This window comes from Bradyrhizobium sp. Tv2a-2 (assembly GCF_000472425.1).
Lineage (GTDB): Bacteria > Pseudomonadota > Alphaproteobacteria > Rhizobiales > Xanthobacteraceae > Bradyrhizobium.
In genome coordinates, this window is the sequence record NZ_AXAI01000008.1 from 69,768 (window position 1) to 88,583 (window position 18,816).

Sequence of the window (18,816 nt, forward strand, 5' to 3'; positions counted from 1 at the left end):
TGGTGTACAGATCGCAGCCCGTGCATCTGATCTGTTTGTGGGTCTTTCCCATCTTCCGAGCCCAGGCGTGCCAGCCCAAGTAATCGTGCCGTTCGACCGGGCAGGGCGTGTGGTCGTGGAAGTACGGGCAATTGAACTCGCGATCTAGCCGCATGGTCGCTACTGATGATCTGCGGCGAGCTTCCTGGCGTCTATCGCCGCGAGGAACTTATGCACTCGCGAATCTTCATCGATATCAGGAGCTGGAAATGTCATCGGTTTGGCCCCCCGCTCGATTAATGTCACGTAGGCTGCGGCAGTGACCTGATAAATGGCCGCTTCGATTGTGTCCTGATCCGATCGCCAAGATGGGCCACTCTCATCTTCAGTCGAAATAACGGCGGTCGGGCAGGTCGGCTCGGTCAGGGTATGGTGAACCCGCAGCTCAAGTTCGCCGAATTCCCTAGTCCAGCACTCGCCGAGAGCAGTCCACATTTCTTCAAGCGTCATGGTCTTCATTTTTCTTCCTCACTGATGATCAAGCTTCTGGTCGCGCAGATACCAATCCACCATCTTGTCGAAAGCCTTCTTCGAAATGGTGATGGTCTGTTTGGATGGCTTGCCTAGCTTCTGCTCGGCGAAGGAAATCGTGTTGATGCCGTGCAATATCCAGAACCCATCCACATCAAAGTTAGCGGTCTGCAACTGGCAGACTTCCTCGGGGGTCTTGGCGGCTCGGGGCGCCATTTTCGTCGGCTTCTTCATCATCTTTCCTCTCCGTAAGCCGGTCACTGAGGACCATCGCGCAGGGTCAACTCCTTTTTGACCCGTTGCACGGCGGCAAAAAATTCATCAGCATCATGATCGCCTTGGACGATAAAATCGGATGTCCCCAAGGGATCGATCTTGAACGCGTCCTCAAAGAAGCAAATCAGTTCCTTGAGGACGTCGTCTCTAGTTAGCCTCGTCATGGCCTTTCCTCTCCGTAGGTCACTGATGAACGGCGGCCGGCCTGGCCCGCCGCCGTTGCTCGGCCTCGATATCGTGGATCAGGAATTGGGCCGCGTAGTATGATGCCCACCAGCAGTTGGTGGACCTGGCGGCGCGTGCGGCATCAAGCAATTCCTGGAGTTCATCAGGGCTGCATTCGCGCACGTAGCTCGACATGGCCGCGAAGTGCTCGCCGTGCCGTTCAAGGAGCTTCTTCTGGTCTAGCGTCATCGTCTTTCCTCTCCGTTGATCAATCGTTAGCCATCAGGCCCATCTGGCGCTCGATGACATCGGCGGGCCGGCGGTTCTCGACCATCTCCCGGAGGAGGGAAGCCTGCATCTTCTTTTCCGGGGATAGCTTCTTGCGGACCAGGCCGCGAAGCTTGGTCAAGGTGGCAGCGAACTCACTTCCGTCGTTTTCCATTTCAACTCTCTCCTGTTCACCATGTTGGCGAACTGGCCCCAATGATTTCAATGGTTAACAGGTAAGGTTAAGTTAACGATCTGCTTTGCGCGGACAGCGGGAGTGGTTAAGCTTCCCTTGCTCTTGTCCTTGGGCCGCTTTTCTCCAGGTTGCTGGCGCGGGGACTGATACACAGGTGGCGTCAAACGGATTGGGCGTCGCGCGGGAGGGGTGGGGATGTCACCCGGGGGCCTCGCGTGAAACAGCCAACCAAATAAGGGCGGGTCTTCTCAGGGCCCGCCCTTTCTCTTTGCGTCAGCTGCCCGCGCGAAAGCGGGCCGCCCAGTCCTGACGCAGACAAGAGATCAGTGGCCGGTCCAAGTTTCTCAGGGGTCACAATGAGGCCGAGGCGAGAGACCGCAAGTAACCCGGAGGTCGCCTGGTACGCCCGGGAATTTTTGCGTCACGTAGAAGGTTTGGATGCTCAGAGTGTGAGAGCTGGAGTCCACCGAATACCGGTAAGAGCCCCGCTGGCTTAGTTGAGCCGAGACACACTCTTTGACCCGGTAAATGTCCGCATCTTTCCCCGCGCAATCCATGAACGCGGTATGTACGGCCTCCACGCTTTCAGTGCCGAGCCGCCGATTGACAAACCAAGCGAGACCAATTGCCAGCAGCACGAGAGCAAGCAACTTTATGACCAGGTCCCTATTCTGAACGAACACAAACAACTTCATGTTCGGGCCCTTTTGGTCTCCCTTTGTCAGTTTTCGCAGCGCACCACGCGCGAATTGCGAATCCTGCTGCGTGTTCCGGGAACGATGCTCTCTCCCCGCGGATTAGCACGTTGCTCCAGTCTAGGAGGAGCGTCCCCAGGGAGGGCAGTCCCCAGCGCTGAAATCTCCGCGATGCAGCGTTGGGGCTGTCTTCACAAGCGCCGGCGGGCTCACGTGAACGCGTGCACAAGCGCGATGCTCATGGCGAGCAGCAACATCAACGACAGTGTCACGGCCGCCGTGACCTTGCCGCCGACATTGGCGAGGACGCGCACGTCGACGCCAAGGCCGAGTGCTGCCATCGACACCACCGTGAGCAGCGCAGCCGTCCGCGTCACGGGCGCGGTGGCGGCATCCGGTATCAGTTGCAGCGAGCGCAGACCGGCCAGCAGCAGGAAGCCGATGATGAACCACGGCACCAGCTTGAAGGGGCTCATCTTCTTCGCACCCGTCTTCGATGCGGCACCGGCGCGCTGCGTTGATGCGAACAGCGACAGCCCGACCACGACGGGGCCGAGCATCAACACCCGCACGAGCTTCACCAGCGTGCCGATCTGGGTGCTGACGACGCCTGCAGGCACGGTGGCGGCGAGCACCTGTGGCACGGCATAGACGGTGAGGCCTGCGAGAATGCCATATTGGGTCGCCGACAGCTTCAGGAGCGGGATCAGGAGCGGCAGGCCGAGCACCATCAAGACGCCGAGCACGGCGGTGAAGGAGATGGAGGAGGCGATGTCATCGCCGTCGGCGCCGATCACCGGTGCCACCGCCGCGATCGCCGAATTGCCGCAGATCGAGTTGCCGCAGGCGATCAGGATCGAAAGTTTCTTCGACAGCCCGAGTGCCCGGCTGACGCCAAAACTCACGCAGAGCGTGACGATCACGGTGCCCGCGATCGCGACGAGCAGCAATGGGCCGGAGGCAGCGATCGCCGCAAAGCTGATCGAGGCGCCGAGCAGGGTGACGGCGATCTCGAGCAGCTGCTTGGCGGAAAAGGCGATGCCGACCAGCCAGCGCTCCGACGGGCGCCAGAACGTGCGCACAGCCATGCCGAGCAGGATGGCGATGACCAGGGCTTCCACGTAAGGATGGGCGAGCGCGCGCTCCTCGACATTCTGGAGTCCGAGCGACACCAGCGTGATCACGAGGCAGAGTGCGATCCCGGGGATGGTGGCGGTGAGGCCGCGGAATGCGGCACCCAAGCGGCCTTGCGCAACCGGCTGCTGCGGCGGTTTTTGATCGTCTGGCGGCACAAACCTTCTCTTCAGAACACATCATGCGCTGAATTGGGTTTGCAAAGTAATATATTTCAGGATCGTAGCGATAGAAAGAAATTGCATCCCTCTGCATGTGGCGTGCATGGCGCACGTTCTCACTCGCAGATGGAACTGTTACAGCGCGGCAAACAGGCTTTGGGCGAAGGCGAGCGCCCCGTCGAGGCCGTTGAAGACGCCGGGTTCGAAATAGACCGCGCGCGCGGCGACGATGGCGATCACCAGCGCCCAGAACACGCTGGCGCCGGTCCGTGTGAGCCAGCGCGACGCACGCGCCGACTCGGCCGTATCGGCCATCGTGACGGGCTCGCCAAAGGGATCGAATTTCGAGGGCTCAACCATGGTCTTCACGGGTTGTTCAGGCAGCAAATGTCGTGAATCAGGGCCCTGAAAGCAATGGTAGCGAAATCTGTTTTCCGAGTGGCTTGCGTATGCAATCTTCTTCGCTGGGCTTTTTGCGTGGGATTTTGATCTTTCGGTCCCGCCGCTGCCGCGTCCAGCCATCCCCGTCGGTCGCCCCTTGCGCTGCCGGGACAAAGCCGCCTATCTGGGCCACATTGCGCCGTCGCGCGTTCTTTTTGAAGGTCCGGACCGCCCTTGGAATCCCCCATTGACCCCCCGCAGGATACCTCGCCGGAACTGCCGGCAGAGCAGCTGCCGCGCGAGCCGATCCTGACGCTGCCGCCCGCGCTGACCGCCTACATCATCCTGCTTGCGGTGATCCATCTGCGCGTGCTTTTACCCGTCGAATGGGAAAACTGGACCATCGACGTGTTCGGTTTCATCCCCAAGCGTTATGATTCGGCGCTTGTCGACCTGACCTTTCCCGGCGGGGCAGGCGCGAAGGTCTGGACTTTCGTTACCTATTCACTGCTGCACGCCAATCTCACCCATCTCGGCTTCAACGTGCTGTGGCTGTTGCCGTTTGGCAGCGCGCTGGCGCGGCGCTTCGGTGCGCTCCGCTTCTTTCTGTTCATGGCGGTCACAGCTGTGGCAGGAGCGCTGGCGCATCTTGTGACCCATGAGCACGCGGTGGCGCCGATGATCGGCGCTTCGGCCTCGGTGTCGGGCACCATGGCCGCCGCCATCCGCTTTGCCTTCGTGCGAGGCAGCTTCCTCTCTTTCAGCCGTGGCGATGCGGATGAGGCGGCGAAAGTGCCGGCGCTATCGCTCGCGCGTGCGCTGCGCGATCCGCGGGTGCTGGCGTTTCTCCTGGTGTGGTTCGGCGTCAACCTCATCTTCGGCATCGGCTCGATTGCGATCGGCGCCGACGGCGCCAGCGTCGCCTGGCAGGCGCATATCGGCGGCTTCTTCGCAGGGCTCGTGCTGTTCTCGCTGTTCGATCCCGTGCCGCGACGAGATGGCCATGCTGCAGGTGCGGTGTGACTGCTTGCGGCCTGCCGTGATTTGATTCATCATCGCGGGTCTCAAGAGGCGCCACGGGCGCCCTCTGCGCCCGTGAGAAGCCGCGCGGCCGTGAAGAGCAAAGCCGAGCAAACGGCGAGCAAACGGTATGTCGCGCGCAACCAAAACTGGCGCCACTTCGTTGTTTGAAACTCGAAAATAGGGCCGCCCCCGTCTTTTGAGGAGGCGCGGTCGCTTCAGGGAGACGACAATGACGGTACGTGCAATTCTCGACACCAAGGGACATCAGATCATGAGCGTCCCGCCGGATGCCAAAATGGCCGAGGCGATCAAGCTCCTGAGCGAGCGCAGGATCGGCGCCGTGCTGGTCATGAGCGAGGGCGCCATCGACGGCATCCTGTCGGAACGTGACATCGTGCGCGTGCTGGGCGAGCGGGGCGCTGCAGTGCTTGAGGAGCCGGTCTCGAACGTGATGACGCGCAGGGTCGTCAATTGCCGGCCGAACGACACGGTCAGCGCGATCATGGAAATGATGACACTGGGCAAGTTCCGCCACTTGCCGGTGGTCGACGGCGACCGCGTGGTCGGCCTGATCTCGATCGGCGACGTCGTCAAATGGCGCGTCCAGGAATACGAGAACGAGCAGGAAGCCCTGCGGACTTATATCAAGACCGCTTAGCGCAACCCGCGCTGGTTGATTCGCGCACCCGGATCACCGCTCCTCGACGGGGGGAGGCGAACCGAATCTGCAGATCGATTGAGTTAAGAACTGCGACCGGGTCAGCGCGCGCTCACTCCGCCTTCGGAGCCGTCTCCGGTGCGAGCGCGGGAATCGCTTCGTGGATCGAATCCAGCGCGCGCTCGGCGGCGCGGGCGCCGAACTCGATCAGGTCGGCGGCGCGGTGGAAATCGAACCAGCCGATCTGGCCGACGCGCGGCGTGATCAGAAGGTCGGGTGGATCGCCCGCAAGGCGCGCGCGGGTGATGCGGTCCTGCATGATGTTGAAGGCATCGACCATCACGGATGAAATGCCGGGCCTGCCGCCGCCGCCGAAGAACTCCCGCTTCACGGTGCGCTCGGGCGAGAAGAACTTGCCGAAGCGCCGCTTGGGCGTGTCCTTCGTCCCTTCCTTGGCCGGATCGGGCGTAACAACGGTCTCGGGCACCTCGACCGGCGCGCCGTGGGAATAGATCGTGGTCGAATGGGTGAAGATGTCGCTGGAGAGGTTGGCAGCGATGACAATTTCCGCACCCAGCGCGCGCGCCGCCGACACCGGCACCGGATTGACCAGCGCGCCGTCGACCAGCCAGCGATCGCCGATCAGGACCGGCGAGAAGATCCCAGGCAGCGCATAGGAGGCGCGCATGGCCTCCACCAGCCGTCCGTGGGTGAGCCAGATCTCGTGACCGGTCCGCACCTCGGTGCCGACGCCGGCAAACTTCACCGGCAAGTCCTCGATCAGCGTCTGGCCGATGGACGCCTCGAGCTTTGCTGCAAGCTTCTCGCCGCCGATCAGGCCCGAGCCGTTAAGGCGGATGTCGAGATAGCTGAGAATGTTGCGCACCTGCAGGCTGCGCGCCCATTCCTCCAGCGTGTCGAGATGGCCTGCTGCATAGGCGCCGCCGACGACAGCGCCGATCGAGGTGCCGACCACGATGTTCGGCACGATGCCATGGGCGAGCAAGGTCCGCACCACGCCGATATGGGCAAAGCCGCGCGCCGCGCCGCCGCCGAGTGCAAGCCCGATCACGGGGCGGCGGATGGTGCCGAGCCCGACCTTTTCGACTTCGCCCGGATCTGCCCGCCCGCGTCCGATCAGAATGTCCAACACCAAACTCGTCTCCCGAAGGCCATCAGACTACGCGCGACAGTTGCAGCTTGCCAGAACCCGAGGAAAGCATGGTTTATGCCGCCTTCGAAGGTCGGGTAGGCGGGATTTGTGACTTGATCACGACATCAACATTGCCGGTTCCGACCGGTTCCTGCATGGTGTGTGCGTTAACGCTTAAGGCTTGAATTTGCCGTGTTTTCGGTGAAAAGCAGGTTCATGACATCTCCAGGCGACGGACCATTCGGCTTCCGGCGCAGCCGTCGGCTGCAGCCGCGCCTGGTGCGCGCCACTGTCCTTGCCGCCGTGCTTGCGGGCGCATCGGTCGCCCCCGCCAGCGCTCAGCTGTTCGGTGATCGTCCGCCTCCGGTACCGCCGGCTGCGGTCCCGGATCCCGGTTCGGCCGTCAGCTTGGCGCCGTCCTCGGGCCCGACCTCGACGCCGAACCTGCCGCCAGTGCTGACGCAGCCTTCGCTGGGCCAGCCAACGTTCAATCAGCCTTCGCTCAATCCGCCACCGGCTGCCGCCGTGCCGCCGGCCGCGCCGCCAGGCGTGGCGCCGGGGCAGGCGGTGCTGGCGCTGAGCGCGCGCTATGGCAAGGACATGCCGGTCGTCAATGGCGGGCTGGTGTGGCGCGTGTTCGCCGACCATCCCGACGAGACCGGCTCGTTCAAGATGATTCGGGAGGACCGCGGTGCCACCCCGAATATCGTGCTGGCCCCGGGAAACTACGTGGTGCATGTCGCCCTTGGTCTCGTCAGCGCCGTTCGCACGGTGTCGCTGAAGGCCGAGACCGATCGCGAATTGTTTTTACTGCCGGCGGGCGGCTTACGCATCGAGGGGCGGGTGGGCGCCAGCAAGATCCCGACCAACCAGATTTCTTTTGCGATCTACAAGGGCAGCCAATTCGAGATCGGCGAACGTGCGCCGCTGGTGCCGACGGTCGCCGTCGGCGACGTCGTGCTGTTGCCAGAGGGCACTTATTACATCGTCTCCAACTATGGCGATGCCAATTCCGTGGTGCGCTCGGACATCCGCGTCACCGCGGGCAAGCTGACCGATGTCACCGTCACGCATCGCGCCGCGGTCATCACGCTGAAACTCGTTACCGACAAGGGCGGCGAGGCGCTCGCCAACACGGCCTGGTCCGTGATCACGCCGGGCGGCGACGTCATCAAGGAATCGATCGGGGCCTTCCCGAAGGTGGTGCTCTCCGAAGGCGAATACCGCGCCATCGCCAAGAACGAGGGCAAGGTCTATGAGCGCCCGTTCAACGTCGTCAACGGCGTCGACGGCGAGGTCGAGGTGATCGCGCGCTAAGGCGCCGACGAGCTTCACACAATTCCCCGACCAAGATTTAAGACGACGCAGACCGTGCTCGGTCCGGTCTGGGTCTGGCTTGCGCACTTGTCGGCGACACGAACTGGCGCAGGACCGTTGCGGCTCCGCGCGAGGCCCGCGCGGGCGCTTGTTTCGCGGGCGAGTTAGCCAACAGCTTCTCGCGGAGAAATAGGCGCCGGCGCTTCCGGCGCAACCATGCCGCGTGCCGTGGCTGTCATAGTCTCTAAAGCGCACTAACCATCAGCGCATTTAAGGCTGTCACAATCGCGCATTCGCGCGGCGGATTGTTGATTTTTTACACCGCATTAAGTCGCCCCGAATTGGATACCGCCGGGTCAGAAAGCGCAAGCTTCGGGGACGAGCGATTTCGGGGAAGTGTCATGGGATCTGCCAGAAAGCAGTCCGCAAAGTCGACGGCTGATATGTTCGAGGACGTGCCGGTGCTGCGCCGGAAATGGCAGGCAGGCCTGCGCCCCGGCGAAAAGCTGCCGCGCTATGAAGACGTAATGCTGGGCAGCCTCGGGCGGCTCGCCGATCACATCGTGCTGCTCAAGACCGATAACGACGGCTTTGCGGTCTCGCGTACCGGCCGCTATGCCCAGAAATGGCTGGGCGACGAGCGCTGGGACATTCCGATGGCGGTGCTGCCGCCGGACTGCGCGACCGTGCTCAGCGAAGCCGCCTCGAACGCTGCGAACAACAACCATCCCTATCTAGCCACCGCCCATTGCGTGCGCGACGGCATGGTGCGCACCTATGACGTATTGGCGCTGCCGACGTTCTCACGCTGGGGCGGCATGCTGATCGGTACCTATGTCAACGAGCGCGGCGCGCAATATAATCTTCTGGACGCGATCTTCTCCACCACCGACGACGGCGTGATCGCGGTCTCGACCATTCGCGACGCGAGCGGCGAGCCGGCGGACTTCCAGATCGTGCATCACAACCGGGCGGCTGCGAAGTTGCTCAAGGTGCGCGCCGACGGCCTGCAGTGGCAGCGGCTGAGCGAGGGCAGCCATGCGCTGTGCTCTGATGCCGTGCGCGCACGGTTGCGCGAGACGGTGGCGAGTGCCGCCGAGGTACGCGAGCTGTTCGAGATCGACAGCGACGACCGGGCGCTGAGGCTTTCCATCACGGCCTTCGGCGACATCCTGTCGCTGACCATTTCCGACGTCACGCCGTTGAAGCGGCGCGAAGCCTCGTTCCGGCTCCTGTTCGACAACAACCCGATGCCGATGTGGGTGTTCGACGCCGAGACCATGGGTTTCCTCAAGGTGAATGACGCGGCCGTCAGGCACTAAGGCTACAGCCGCGAGACGTTTCTCGGCATGAAGCTGCGCGAGATATGGCCGCAGGACGAATGGGTCAGCCATGGCCAGGCGCTGGCACATATCGGCGACACCTACCAGTCCGAGCGGCACTGGCGGCACCTCAAGGCCGACGGCAGCGAAATCCAGGTGCTCACCTTCGGTCGCCGCGTCGCCTTCGAAGGCCGGGACGGCTATCTGGTCGCGGTCGTCGACATCACCGAGCGACGCAAGGCCGAGGCCCGCATCGCCTACATGGCCCATCATGACGGGCTTACCAATCTGGCAAACCGCGAGCTGTACCAGGAGCGGCTGAAGCAGGCGCTGGACGCAGGTCAACGCGTGGCGGTGCTTTGCATCGATCTCGACCTGTTCAAGAACGTCAATGATTCCTTCGGTCACCCGACGGGCGACCGCCTGTTGCGGCAGGTCGCCGACCGGCTGCGCGCGCAGGTGCGCGGCAACAATCTGGCCGCACGCCTCGGCGGCGACGAGTTCGCGGTGGTTCTGGCCGACGTATCGCCGAAAGAGGTCAGCGGTTTTGCCGCGCGCCTGATAAGCGTGTTGAGCGCGCCTTACGACATCGATGGCAATGAAGCGGTGATCGGTGCGTCCATCGGCATTGCGCTGTCGCCCGGCGATGGCACGACCAGCGAGGAATTGATGCGCAACGCTGACATGGCGCTTTATCGCGCCAAGGAGGACGGCCGCGGCGTGCACTGCTTCTTCGAACGCGTGATGGACCTGCAGGCGCAGAAGCGCCGCGAGATGGAGCTCGATCTGCGCCGCGCCTTTGCCAATGGCGAGTTCGAACTGCACTACCAGCCGCTGCTCGACATCGCGACCGACAAGATCTCCGGCTTCGAGTCGCTCCTGCGCTGGCGGCATCCGGAGAAAGGCATGATCTCGCCCGCCGAGTTCATTCCCGTCGCCGAGGACATCGGGCTGATCAACGCGATCGGTGAATGGGTCCTGCGCGAGGCCTGCAACGAGGCGGTGAAATGGCCGGCCGAGATCAAGGTCGCGGTGAATCTGTCGCCGGTGCAATTTCGCAGCCGCAACCTCGTGCAGGTGGTGATTTCCGCGCTGGCCAATTCCGGCCTGTCGCCGAAGCGTCTCGAGCTCGAGATTACCGAGTCGGTGTTCCTGGCGGAGACCGAGGCCAATCTTGCGATCCTGCACCAGCTGCGCGAGCTTGGTGTCGCCATCTCCATGGACGATTTCGGCACCGGCTATTCCAGCCTGAGCTATCTGCGCAGCTTTCCCTTCGACAAAATCAAGATCGACCGCTCCTTCGTCAAGGATCTCGCCGAGCGCTCCGACAGCGTCGCCATCGTGCGTGCGATCTCGGGGCTAGGCCGCAGCCTCAACATAACGACGACCGCCGAAGGCGTCGAGACCACCGACCAGCTCGACTGGCTGCGCGCCGAAGGCTGCAACGAGGTGCAGGGCTTCCTGTTCAGCGGCGCGAAGCCGGCCGCGGAAGTCGAGCAGTTGCTATTCCGGTTCGGAGCAAGGGCGACGAAGGCGGCTTAGCAAATCCATCCGCAGCGTCGTCCCGGCTTTCGCCGGGCCAACCAGGGATCAAAACCGCGTTACGATGTCCGACAGAAGCGGGCGCGGGCGGTCTTCATTGGGCTTCGTCGTCTTGCCGATATGAATGAAGCCCGCAATCTTCTCGTCCGCCCTCACGCCGAGGCCATCGAGCACGTCGCGGTCGAAGGCGAACCAGCCGGTGAGCCAGCAGGCGCCATAGCCGAGCGCGGTCGCCGCGGTGACGATGTTCATGGCGCTCGCGCCGGCGGAGAGCTCCTGCTCGAAAGCCGGAACCTTCGGGTGTGGCTTGGTGAAGCTGACGATCGCAATCACCAGCGGCGCGTCGGTCAGGCGCTTCTTTTCGATTTCGACATCGGCCGCACTCGCTTGCGGGTTTTTCCGCGCAAACACCTTGGCGATGACCTCGCCCGCGCGCTCCCTTGCATCGCCCTCGAACACGATGAAGCGCCACGGCGCGAGCTTGCCGTGATCGGGCACCCGCGCGCCGATGGTGAGGATGGTGTCGAGCTCAGCCGAGGAGGGGCCGGGGCCGGTCATCTCGCGCGGCTTGACCGAGCGGCGGACTTTCAACAGTTCAATGGCGTCGGGCACGATGTCTCTTTCGTCGTTTAATATCTGCCGGACAGATAGGCCTGCGCTCCCGGTTGCGGAAGCGCAGTTTAGAGCGATTATGACGGCTCACTCGGCCGCGGCGCTCAAGCGCGCCCGCCATACGTCAGGCGGTACGGCTTCTTCCACCAGCGCGGCGATCGCCTCGTCCGTCGGCATCACTGTCTGCCCTTCCTTGCCGAGCCGGCGCACCGAGACCGAATGGGTCTCGGCCTCCTTCTTGCCGACCACGAGCAGCGCCGGGATCTTGGCCAGCGAATGCTCGCGGACCTTGTAGTTGATCTTCTCGTTGCGCAGGTCGATGTCGACGCGCAGGCCGGCACGGCGCGCAGCTTCCACCACGCGCCTGGCGTATTCGTCGCCCTCCGAGGTGATGGTGGTGACCACCGCCTGGATCGGCGCGAGCCAAAGCGGGAAGTTGCCGGCGTAATGCTCGATCAGGATGCCGATGAAGCGCTCCATCGAGCCGCAGATCGCGCGATGCACCATCACCGGCGCCTTCTTGGCGCCGTCATGGTCGATGTAGAATGCGCCGAACCGCTCCGGCAGGTTGAAGTCGACCTGCGTGGTGCCGCACTGCCAGTCGCGGCCGATAGCGTCGCGCAGCACATATTCGAACTTCGGCCCGTAGAAGGCGCCTTCGCCGGGATTGATCTCGGTCCGGATGTTGTTGCGCTGGGCCTTGATCTCCTGCAGCACGGTCGCCATCACGCGCTCCGCATGGTCCCACATCGCATCCGTGCCGACGCGCTTCTCCGGCCGGGTCGAGAGCTTGACGGTCAGCTCGCCCTCGAAGCCGAAATCGGCGTAGGTTGAGAGGATCAGGTCGTTGATCTTCAGGCACTCCTCCGCGAGCTGGTTCTCGGTGCAGAAGATATGCGCATCGTCCTGGGTGAAGCCGCGCACGCGCATCAACCCGTGCATGGCGCCCGACGGCTCGTAGCGATGCACCACGCCGAACTCGGCCAATCGCAAGGGCAGGTCGCGGTAGCTCTTCAGGCCGTGCTTGAAGATCTGCACATGGCCCGGGCAGTTCATCGGCTTCAGCGCAAACCAACGCTTGTCCTCGGCCTCGTCGCCGGCGGACTGGGCCGCGAACATGTTCTCGCGATACCAGTCCCAGTGGCCCGAAGTCTCCCACAGCGACTTGTCGAGGATCTGCGGCGCATTGACCTCGTTGTAGTCGCCCGCAAGGCGCCGGCGCATATAGGCGATCAGCTGCTGGAAGATGGTCCAGCCCTTGGGGTGCCAGAACACGACGCCCGGACCTTCCTCCTGGAAGTGGAAAAGGTCGAGCTCGCGGCCGAGCCTGCGGTGGTCGCGCTTCTCGGCTTCCTCGATCTGCTTCAGGTAGGTGTCGAGCTCCTCCTGCTTCGCAAAGGCGGTGCCGTAGATGCGGGTCAGCATCGGGTTGTTGGAATCGCCGCGCCAATAGGCGCCCGCCACCTTCATCAGCTTGAAGGCGTTCCCGATCTTGCCGGTCGAGGTCATATGCGGGCCGCGGCAGAGGTCGAACCAGTCGCCCTGGAAGTAGATCTTGATCGGCTCGTTGCCGGGAATGGCGTCGACCAGCTCGACCTTGAACGCCTCGCCCTTGTCGCGGAACACCTCCTTGGTCCGCTCGCGATCCCAGACCTCCTTGGTGAACGGTTTGTCGCGCCCGATGATCTCGCGCATCTTCTTCTCGATCGCGGGAAAATCTTCCGGAGTGAACGGCTCGTTGCGGAAGAAGTCGTAATAGAAGCCGTTCTCGATCACCGGGCCGATGGTGACCTGGGTGCCCGGCCACAGCGACTGCACGGCTTCCGCCAGCACATGGGCGCAGTCATGCCGGATCAGTTCCAGCGCGCGCGGTTCCTCGCGGGAAACGAATTCGATCTTTGCATCGTCTTCGATGACGTCGTTGAGGTCGGCGAGGTCGCCGTTCAGCGTCATCGCCACGGTGCGCTTGGCCAGCGAAGGCGAGATGCTTTTGGCAATATCGAGGCCGGTGGCGTTTCTGGGAAACTCCCGCTTGGCGCCGTCAGGGAAGGTGATGACGATCCTTTCCAAGGGCTGCGAGGGCTTGAGATTGCTCAGGCTGTACTGGAAGCCGGATTCGGATTTGTGGTCAGAAGACTTTTCAGACATTGGGCGGCTCCTGAAGCTCACTCCTGCGAACGAGCGCAGGTAAGCGGGAAGATGCCGATATAGCAGGGGATTCGGGCGTTGCAATCGGCGGAAATGGGGAAAAACGGCGGAATGCCCGTGCAGGCCGTGCGCAGCCTTTGGTTGCCGGCGCATGGACTCGTCACCGCGGGCTTGTTAGGTTCGCGCCAGCCCCTCACTAGCCATTTTCCCGTTCCAATTCCAATCCCCATGTCCGTGCGTGCCAGCGGCCGGTTGCGGCGCAGGCATCCGGCTCGAGCACCGGGGGCTGCGAAATAGCGAGTTGCGGCTTTTGGAACTTGGCAAACGGGACCAGACCGGCTTAAAGCCCAAGCCGCACACCGGGCGCGCCGGTCGATCACCGGGGGAGCCCTTTCCGATACTTAAGATACTTAACAAGAGTGATCAGAGATGAGACGAGCCTTGAGACCGGCCCTGGCGTTCGCGGCGATTGTTAGTTCGGCCGCAGCCTTCGCCCAATCCGCGCCGCCCGACCCGGCGCCTCCGATGGTCGGCGACAAGCCGCTGATGCAAGTCAAGCCGCACGCGGCGAAGTCGGAGACAAAATCGGCCGCAGGCAAGAACCAGCCCATGGCGGTACGGCTGCAGGCCTGCCTTGAGATCGACGACGGCACCAAGGAGAGGCTGAACTGCTACGACGAGGTGATCAAGCCGGAGCCGAAGGAGAAGGCGGCGGCTGCCAAGCGTGTCGTGGACTGCAAGTTCACCAAGGAAGAGGACGAGCGGCTTGCCTGCTACAACGGCTTTGTCGAGAGCATGCCGAAGCTGCCCAAGTCCTGATCGGGGAAAATGCTTGATTGGCGACGTCCCGACCTGCGCAAAAGGCATCGAAGGCGACGGTCGCCGACAATGCCGCGTGGCCTTTGGGGGGAGACACCGCCGCTAGCGGCTGGCGGAGGCGGGCAGGCCGGAGGCGACCTTCATCGACGGCGCCGCGGCCATCTTCATCAGCACCTGCTCGATCGGGTTCTTGGTCCAGGCCTGCGTCACGTAGCTGCGGTGGGTGATGCCGTCGCCGGTCTCGACAAAGACGACGCTGCCGGGCCGCAGCGGTGCGTCCATGTCCTCGGAGACTGTAATGCCCTTGGCGCGCAGCATGTGCATCAGCTCGTGGTCGTGCGGCGCGGTGTAGTGGGTGTAGGAGCTGACGAAGAAGCCGGACCGGTGGGCCTCGATCCAGTTCGCGAACTTGTCGAGCTGGCCGTAGACCGCGTCCAGCAGCACGACGCCGCGGACCTGATCGGATAGGCCGCCGACGTCGAGGCTAAAGGCCGTCGGCAGGAAGCCACCGCTATAGCCGACGATCACGATCGGCAGCTTGGCGAAATCCTTGGCGGCACCGGGATCGCCATAGAGGCGGGCGAGCTGGTCGGCAGATTCCATGATGAAGCGGCGGAAGTTGCCCGGTTGCCAGAATTTGCCGGCGCTGGAATCGGCGGCATCGACCGCCATCTGCGGCGCAAGCAGCACGGCGTTGGCGCCGGACTCGGAGATCTGCTGCGGCACCAGCTGACGGTCGCGCACGTCGCGCTCAAGCGTCGCGCCATTGCCGTGGAAGAACACCACGATCACGCCGGGTTTGCGCAGGTCGAATGTCTCGGGGATGTGCACCAGCACGCGGCTGTCGTTATAGGTCTCGTTCTCCCAGTAGACCCGGCCCGAATAGCTGCGATGGCCGCGGCGACCGCCGCTGGCGACGTTGAGGAAGGCGGAGTCGGACTGGGGATTGTCGCCGTAATAGGGGAACGCCGAATATTTCATGCTGACCAGTGTGGTCATGTCCTGCTGCGCGCTCGGCCGGTGGTAGGGGACCTGCGGCTCCAGCGAGGCGACGCGGTAGGGCGCGGGCTCGGCGCGGGCCACGGCCGGCCTGGGGGCGAAGTCCGACAGCTGATGCTGGGCCAGCGTCTCGCCAGCAGACGGGAAGCGGTCGCGGAATTGCGAGGCCGGGAAACGTTCGTCAAAGGTGGCGTCGGGAGCGGCCTGTGTGCTCGCTTGGGCGCTGACAGGGCGGACGTTCGCTGCGAGCGCGCCGGGATCGGGGGCGCGGCTGCATTGCGCGATCAGGAGCGAGGCAGGGATCAGTAGCAAGGCCGTGGCGGCAAGACGCAAGCGCGCATGGGCGCGCGCGCCCGGTTGCCTGGCCGGGCGCGCGCAATCAGTTCCATGGAAACGCAGATAGTCCCCGACCATCCACCCCTTACCCCAAGTCCGCCAATGAATAGTGCGAGCTCACTTGCTTGTCGGCACGCCTGCAAGTTCACCTGCACCGGTCTGGCGACACATAGTTTTCCGGAAAAACTCCCCAATCCGGAAAACCCCAAGAAGAACATCGAAAAAGAAGACCATCAAATCATGTCCTGATTGTGGGACGGCGCTCCCCTTTCGGTAACCCCGGGATTACCCGGGAAGGTCGTTCGGTGCAAAAATACCGTTTATCATAATGATATTTATTCCGCGTTAACCATTCTTGAATTGACCTCAGTCAGCCTGCACCATTACGCCAATAGCGGGGTGCGCAATTCAAATGACGGCATCAGAGACCGGAAGCGCGGCATGGCCGGACCGGCTTCTTGAGAGCCGGCCCTCGGTGTCGATCCTTGTCGCCACGGCCATCGTGGTCGCCGACATGGTCGGGGTCGGCGTCTTCACGAGCCTCGGCTTCCAGGTCAAGGACATCCCCTCCGGCTTCTCGATCCTCCTGTTGTGGACAGTGGGGGGCCTGGTCGCGCTGTGCGGGGTGTTTTCCTATGGCGAGCTCAGCGCCATGTTTCCCCGCTCCAGCGGCGAGTACAATTTCCTGAGCCGCGCCTATCATCCGGCGTTCGGCTTCCTGGCGGGCTGGGTCTCCGCGACCGTCGGCTTTGCCGCGCCGGTTGCGCTGGCCGCGATGGCTTTCGGGGAATATGGCAAGTCGGTGTTTCCGGCTGGCACGCCGCTGGCGCTCGCCATCGGCGTGGTGTGGCTGGTCTCGCTGGTGCAATTGACGGGGGTGAAGCACTCCTCCACCTTTCAACTGGTTGCGACCATCCTGAAGGTGGTGCTGATCGCTGCCTTCCTGCTCGCGGGCGTTTTCGTCGCGACCCCGCAGCCGATCTCGTTTGCGCCACAGGCGGGCGATTTCGCCCATGTCGTGAGCGCGCCCTTCGCCATCAGCCTCGTGTTCGTGATGTACTCGTTCTCGGGCTGGAACGCCGCGACCTACATCATAGGCGAAATGCGCGATGCGACGCAGAACGCCCCGCGCGCGATGCTTGCGGGGACGCTGATCGTGATGGCGCTCTACATCGCGCTCAACGCGGTTTTCCTGCACACCGCGCCGATCGACAGGCTCGCCGGGCAGCTCGATGTCGCGAGCATCTCGGGCCGCTTCATCTTCGGCGACATCGGCGGACGCGTCGTCGCCGCCATGATCTGTATCGGCCTGGTCTCCTCGATCTCGGCGATGATGTGGATCGGCCCCCGTGTGATGATGACCATGGGGGAGGACATCCCGGCCTTGAGGCTGTTCGCCCGCCGCTCGAAAGGCGGCGCGCCGGTGTTGGCGATCCTGTTTCAGCTTGCGGTCGCAAATCTGCTGCTATTGTCGCGCAGTTTCGAGGCGGTGCTCGACTTCATCCAGTTCGCGCTGTTGTTCTGCTCGTTTTTCACCGTGCTTGGCGTGATCAAGCTGCGCATCACGCGACCGGATCTGCCGCGGCCCTATCGCGCCTGGGGATACCCGATTACGCCAGTGGTTTTCCTGCTCGTGACCGGCTTCATGATGTACTATCTCGTGACCGAACGGCCGCTGCAGTCATTCCTTGGAATGTTGATGATGATGTCGGGCCTTTTGATTTACGCCATTTTTCACAGGCGGACCGCGATGGGCACCGCAGCTTGAGGCCGTGACGCGAGATGAAGCAAGTGCTGAAAATTGCGGCGGCTGCCGCGACCCTGCTCCTCGCACTCGCCATTCCGGCGCGTGCCGCGGATGTCACCGTCGACGACACCGCGCGGTTTCTGGCAGGGATGCAGCCCTCGGCCGACTCGCCCCTGATGCCGCTCACCAGGGATCCCGCCTGGCAGCACCACGCCAGATTTTTCGACACGGCCTTCGCCCAGCTCGATCAGCGCCAGCTCTCCAAGGTCCACGCCTGGGCGGACGCCAATCTCGCGGCACCGCGCCCGACCATGTTCTACATGTTCTCCGGGCCCGACTTCCTCTACGCCAACGCCTTCTATTCCAAGGCCACGACCTACGTGCTTGCGGCGCTCGAGCCGCCCGGTGTCGTGCCGGATATGACGAAGCTGCCGCGCGGCAGCATCGGGCCCGGGCTTGCCAATGTCGAGCACTCCTTGAGTTCGGTCCTGAACTTCTCGTTCTTCATCACCAACCACATGAAGGTCGACTTCCACGCCAGCCAGATCAACGGCGCGCTGCCGATCCTCTATGTGTTCATGGCCCGCTCCGGAAAGACGCTCAAGAGCGTCGACGCGGTGGGGCTCGACGACAAGGGCACGCTGCTTACGGGCGCTGACGCGGGCAGGGCGGTCACCCATGGCGCGCGCATCATCTTCGCGGGACAGGATGGGGTGGAAAAGACGCTGTATTACTTCTCGACCGATCTCTCCAATTCAGGCGTCAAGGCCAGCGGCTTCCTCAAGTTCTGCGATACGCTCGCGCCCGGCAACAGCCTGATCAAGAGCGCGTCCTATCTGATGCATGCCGGCAACTTCTCCGCGGTGCGCAACTGGCTGCTCGGCAACAGCGCGACCATTATCCAGGATGATTCCGGAATCCCGCTCGCCTATTATAACGCGCGGAAATGGCAGTTTTTCCCATTCGGCCGCTATGCCGGTCCGATCGACAAGTTCCCCCGGCGCTACCAGCATCAATATGCAGAGTTGTTCACCCGCGCCCAGCCGATCGATTTCGGTATTGGCTATCGCTGGCACGCGCATGAATCGAATCTGCTGCTGTCCGTAAAGACGGACTCTGACGAGCCGGCGACAGCGGAGGTGACGTCGGCAGTCGAACCTGTGTCGGTGCCGAAACCTGTACGAGTGAAGAGGTCGCGCCCGCCAGCGCCGGTCGGCCAGCAGCAGGGGATATTTGGCTTTTTCTTCTGGCGCTAATCACCATCGCACATTTTGGCTCGGAACGATGAACGCCGTGGTGTTTGGCGCTTTCGAGGATTCCGAGCTCGCTACGTAAACAAATGCTCCGAGGCTGAC

At 63.1% G+C, this 18,816-nt stretch carries 17 protein-coding genes and 1 pseudogene; 7 read left to right on the forward strand and 11 right to left on the reverse strand.

All coding sequences use genetic code 11. From position 1 onward, the window contains the following. Nucleotides 1–159: 159 nt before the first annotated feature. The 7 genes from A3AI_RS0117720 to A3AI_RS0117755 all read right to left on the reverse strand — a co-directional run bounded on the left by A3AI_RS0117720 (nt 160) and on the right by A3AI_RS0117755 (nt 3,764). Complete coding sequence (locus A3AI_RS0117720) at nt 160–498, reverse strand: hypothetical protein (protein ID WP_024516880.1); 339 nt, start codon at nt 496–498, stop codon at nt 160–162. Between the two features lie 9 nt (nt 499–507). Further along, nucleotides 508–747 carry a hypothetical protein gene (locus tag A3AI_RS0117725; protein WP_024516881.1) on the reverse strand — a complete coding sequence of 80 codons (240 nt, stop codon included), beginning with the start codon at nt 745–747 and terminating at the stop codon, nt 508–510. 20 nt (nt 748–767) lie between these two features. Then, nucleotides 768–950, reverse strand: coding sequence for a hypothetical protein (locus tag A3AI_RS0117730; protein ID WP_024516882.1), 183 nt, complete (start codon nt 948–950; stop codon nt 768–770). Between the two features lie 19 nt (nt 951–969). Beyond that, entirely contained in the window at nt 970–1,200 is a 231-nt protein-coding gene (locus A3AI_RS0117735; RefSeq protein ID WP_024516883.1) for a BTB/POZ domain-containing protein, read from the reverse strand. 19 nt (nt 1,201–1,219) lie between these two features. Beyond that, nucleotides 1,220–1,393, reverse strand: a complete 174-nt coding sequence (locus A3AI_RS47665) for a hypothetical protein (RefSeq protein WP_156927834.1) — start codon at nt 1,391–1,393, stop codon at nt 1,220–1,222. A gap of 925 nt (nt 1,394–2,318) precedes the next feature. Continuing rightward, nucleotides 2,319–3,401 carry a putative sulfate exporter family transporter gene (locus tag A3AI_RS0117750; protein WP_024516885.1) on the reverse strand — a complete coding sequence of 361 codons (1,083 nt, stop codon included), beginning with the start codon at nt 3,399–3,401 and terminating at the stop codon, nt 2,319–2,321. Between the two features lie 138 nt (nt 3,402–3,539). Further along, nucleotides 3,540–3,764, reverse strand: coding sequence for a hypothetical protein (locus A3AI_RS0117755; RefSeq protein WP_036048821.1), 225 nt, complete (start codon nt 3,762–3,764; stop codon nt 3,540–3,542). 255 nt (nt 3,765–4,019) lie between these two features. On the opposite strand from A3AI_RS0117755, the gene A3AI_RS0117760 reads away from it, so the two are divergent. After that, nucleotides 4,020–4,808: a rhomboid family intramembrane serine protease gene (locus A3AI_RS0117760; RefSeq protein WP_024516887.1), complete on the forward strand. Its 789-nt coding sequence runs from the start codon at nt 4,020–4,022 to the stop codon at nt 4,806–4,808. A gap of 229 nt (nt 4,809–5,037) precedes the next feature. Further along, nucleotides 5,038–5,466 (forward strand): CBS domain-containing protein, encoded by a 429-nt coding sequence (locus A3AI_RS0117765; RefSeq protein WP_024516888.1) that lies wholly within the window; start codon nt 5,038–5,040, stop codon nt 5,464–5,466. A gap of 112 nt (nt 5,467–5,578) precedes the next feature. Here A3AI_RS0117765 and A3AI_RS0117770 read toward each other — a convergent pair whose 3' ends face one another. Further along, a complete protein-coding gene (locus tag A3AI_RS0117770; protein WP_024516889.1) occupies nt 5,579–6,619 on the reverse strand; it encodes a patatin-like phospholipase family protein in 1,041 nt (346 codons plus the stop codon). A gap of 216 nt (nt 6,620–6,835) precedes the next feature. Between A3AI_RS0117770 and A3AI_RS0117775 the strand changes: the two genes are divergently transcribed. Both A3AI_RS0117775 and A3AI_RS42955 read left to right on the forward strand, forming a co-directional pair. After that, nucleotides 6,836–7,936: an RgsD C-terminal domain-containing protein gene (locus tag A3AI_RS0117775; protein WP_024516890.1), complete on the forward strand. Its 1,101-nt coding sequence runs from the start codon at nt 6,836–6,838 to the stop codon at nt 7,934–7,936. 401 nt (nt 7,937–8,337) lie between these two features. Continuing rightward, a pseudogene (locus tag A3AI_RS42955) lies at nt 8,338–10,800 on the forward strand (putative bifunctional diguanylate cyclase/phosphodiesterase). A 48-nt stretch (nt 10,801–10,848) separates the two neighbouring features. On the opposite strand, the gene A3AI_RS0117785 reads toward A3AI_RS42955, so the two are convergent. Both A3AI_RS0117785 and thrS read right to left on the reverse strand, forming a co-directional pair. Continuing rightward, entirely contained in the window at nt 10,849–11,412 is a 564-nt protein-coding gene (locus A3AI_RS0117785) for a nitroreductase family protein (protein WP_024516891.1), read from the reverse strand. Nucleotides 11,413–11,499: 87 nt separating this feature from the next. Further along, nucleotides 11,500–13,560, reverse strand: a complete 2,061-nt coding sequence (gene thrS / locus A3AI_RS0117790; RefSeq protein ID WP_024516892.1) for a threonine--tRNA ligase — start codon at nt 13,558–13,560, stop codon at nt 11,500–11,502. A gap of 441 nt (nt 13,561–14,001) precedes the next feature. Between thrS and A3AI_RS0117795 the strand changes: the two genes are divergently transcribed. Beyond that, complete coding sequence (locus tag A3AI_RS0117795; RefSeq protein WP_024516893.1) at nt 14,002–14,379, forward strand: hypothetical protein; 378 nt, start codon at nt 14,002–14,004, stop codon at nt 14,377–14,379. Between the two features lie 102 nt (nt 14,380–14,481). On the opposite strand, the gene A3AI_RS0117800 is transcribed toward A3AI_RS0117795, so the two are convergent. Beyond that, nucleotides 14,482–15,792, reverse strand: coding sequence for an alpha/beta hydrolase (locus A3AI_RS0117800; protein ID WP_051382435.1), 1,311 nt, complete (start codon nt 15,790–15,792; stop codon nt 14,482–14,484). Nucleotides 15,793–16,126: 334 nt separating this feature from the next. Here A3AI_RS0117800 and A3AI_RS42960 point away from each other — a divergent pair, with 334 nt between their 5' ends. Both A3AI_RS42960 and A3AI_RS0117810 read left to right on the forward strand, forming a co-directional pair. Continuing rightward, entirely contained in the window at nt 16,127–17,482 is a 1,356-nt protein-coding gene (locus tag A3AI_RS42960) for an APC family permease (RefSeq protein WP_036048675.1), read from the forward strand. Nucleotides 17,483–17,496: 14 nt separating this feature from the next. Beyond that, a complete protein-coding gene (locus tag A3AI_RS0117810) occupies nt 17,497–18,717 on the forward strand; it encodes a hypothetical protein (protein WP_024516895.1) in 1,221 nt (406 codons plus the stop codon). Nucleotides 18,718–18,816: the final 99 nt, after the last annotated feature.

What these genes read in the sequence shown, in the direction of transcription:
- A3AI_RS0117810 (WP_024516895.1), top strand. Translation starts at nt 17,497, where the DNA reads ATGAAGCAAGTGCTGAAAATTGCGGCGGCTGCCGCGACCCTGCTCCTC.
- A3AI_RS0117765 (WP_024516888.1), top strand. Translation starts at nt 5,038, where the DNA reads ATGACGGTACGTGCAATTCTCGACACCAAGGGACATCAGATCATGAGC.
- A3AI_RS0117775 (WP_024516890.1), top strand. Translation starts at nt 6,836, where the DNA reads ATGACATCTCCAGGCGACGGACCATTCGGCTTCCGGCGCAGCCGTCGG.
- A3AI_RS47665 (WP_156927834.1), bottom strand. Translation starts at nt 1,393, where the DNA reads ATGGAAAACGACGGAAGTGAGTTCGCTGCCACCTTGACCAAGCTTCGC.
- A3AI_RS0117720 (WP_024516880.1), bottom strand. Translation starts at nt 498, where the DNA reads ATGAAGACCATGACGCTTGAAGAAATGTGGACTGCTCTCGGCGAGTGC.
- thrS (WP_024516892.1), bottom strand. Translation starts at nt 13,560, where the DNA reads ATGTCTGAAAAGTCTTCTGACCACAAATCCGAATCCGGCTTCCAGTAC.
- A3AI_RS0117730 (WP_024516882.1), bottom strand. Translation starts at nt 950, where the DNA reads ATGACGAGGCTAACTAGAGACGACGTCCTCAAGGAACTGATTTGCTTC.
- A3AI_RS0117725 (WP_024516881.1), bottom strand. Translation starts at nt 747, where the DNA reads ATGATGAAGAAGCCGACGAAAATGGCGCCCCGAGCCGCCAAGACCCCC.
- A3AI_RS0117800 (WP_051382435.1), bottom strand. Translation starts at nt 15,792, where the DNA reads ATGGTCGGGGACTATCTGCGTTTCCATGGAACTGATTGCGCGCGCCCG.
- A3AI_RS42960 (WP_036048675.1), top strand. Translation starts at nt 16,127, where the DNA reads ATGACGGCATCAGAGACCGGAAGCGCGGCATGGCCGGACCGGCTTCTT.
- A3AI_RS0117755 (WP_036048821.1), bottom strand. Translation starts at nt 3,764, where the DNA reads ATGGTTGAGCCCTCGAAATTCGATCCCTTTGGCGAGCCCGTCACGATG.
- A3AI_RS0117735 (WP_024516883.1), bottom strand. Translation starts at nt 1,200, where the DNA reads ATGACGCTAGACCAGAAGAAGCTCCTTGAACGGCACGGCGAGCACTTC.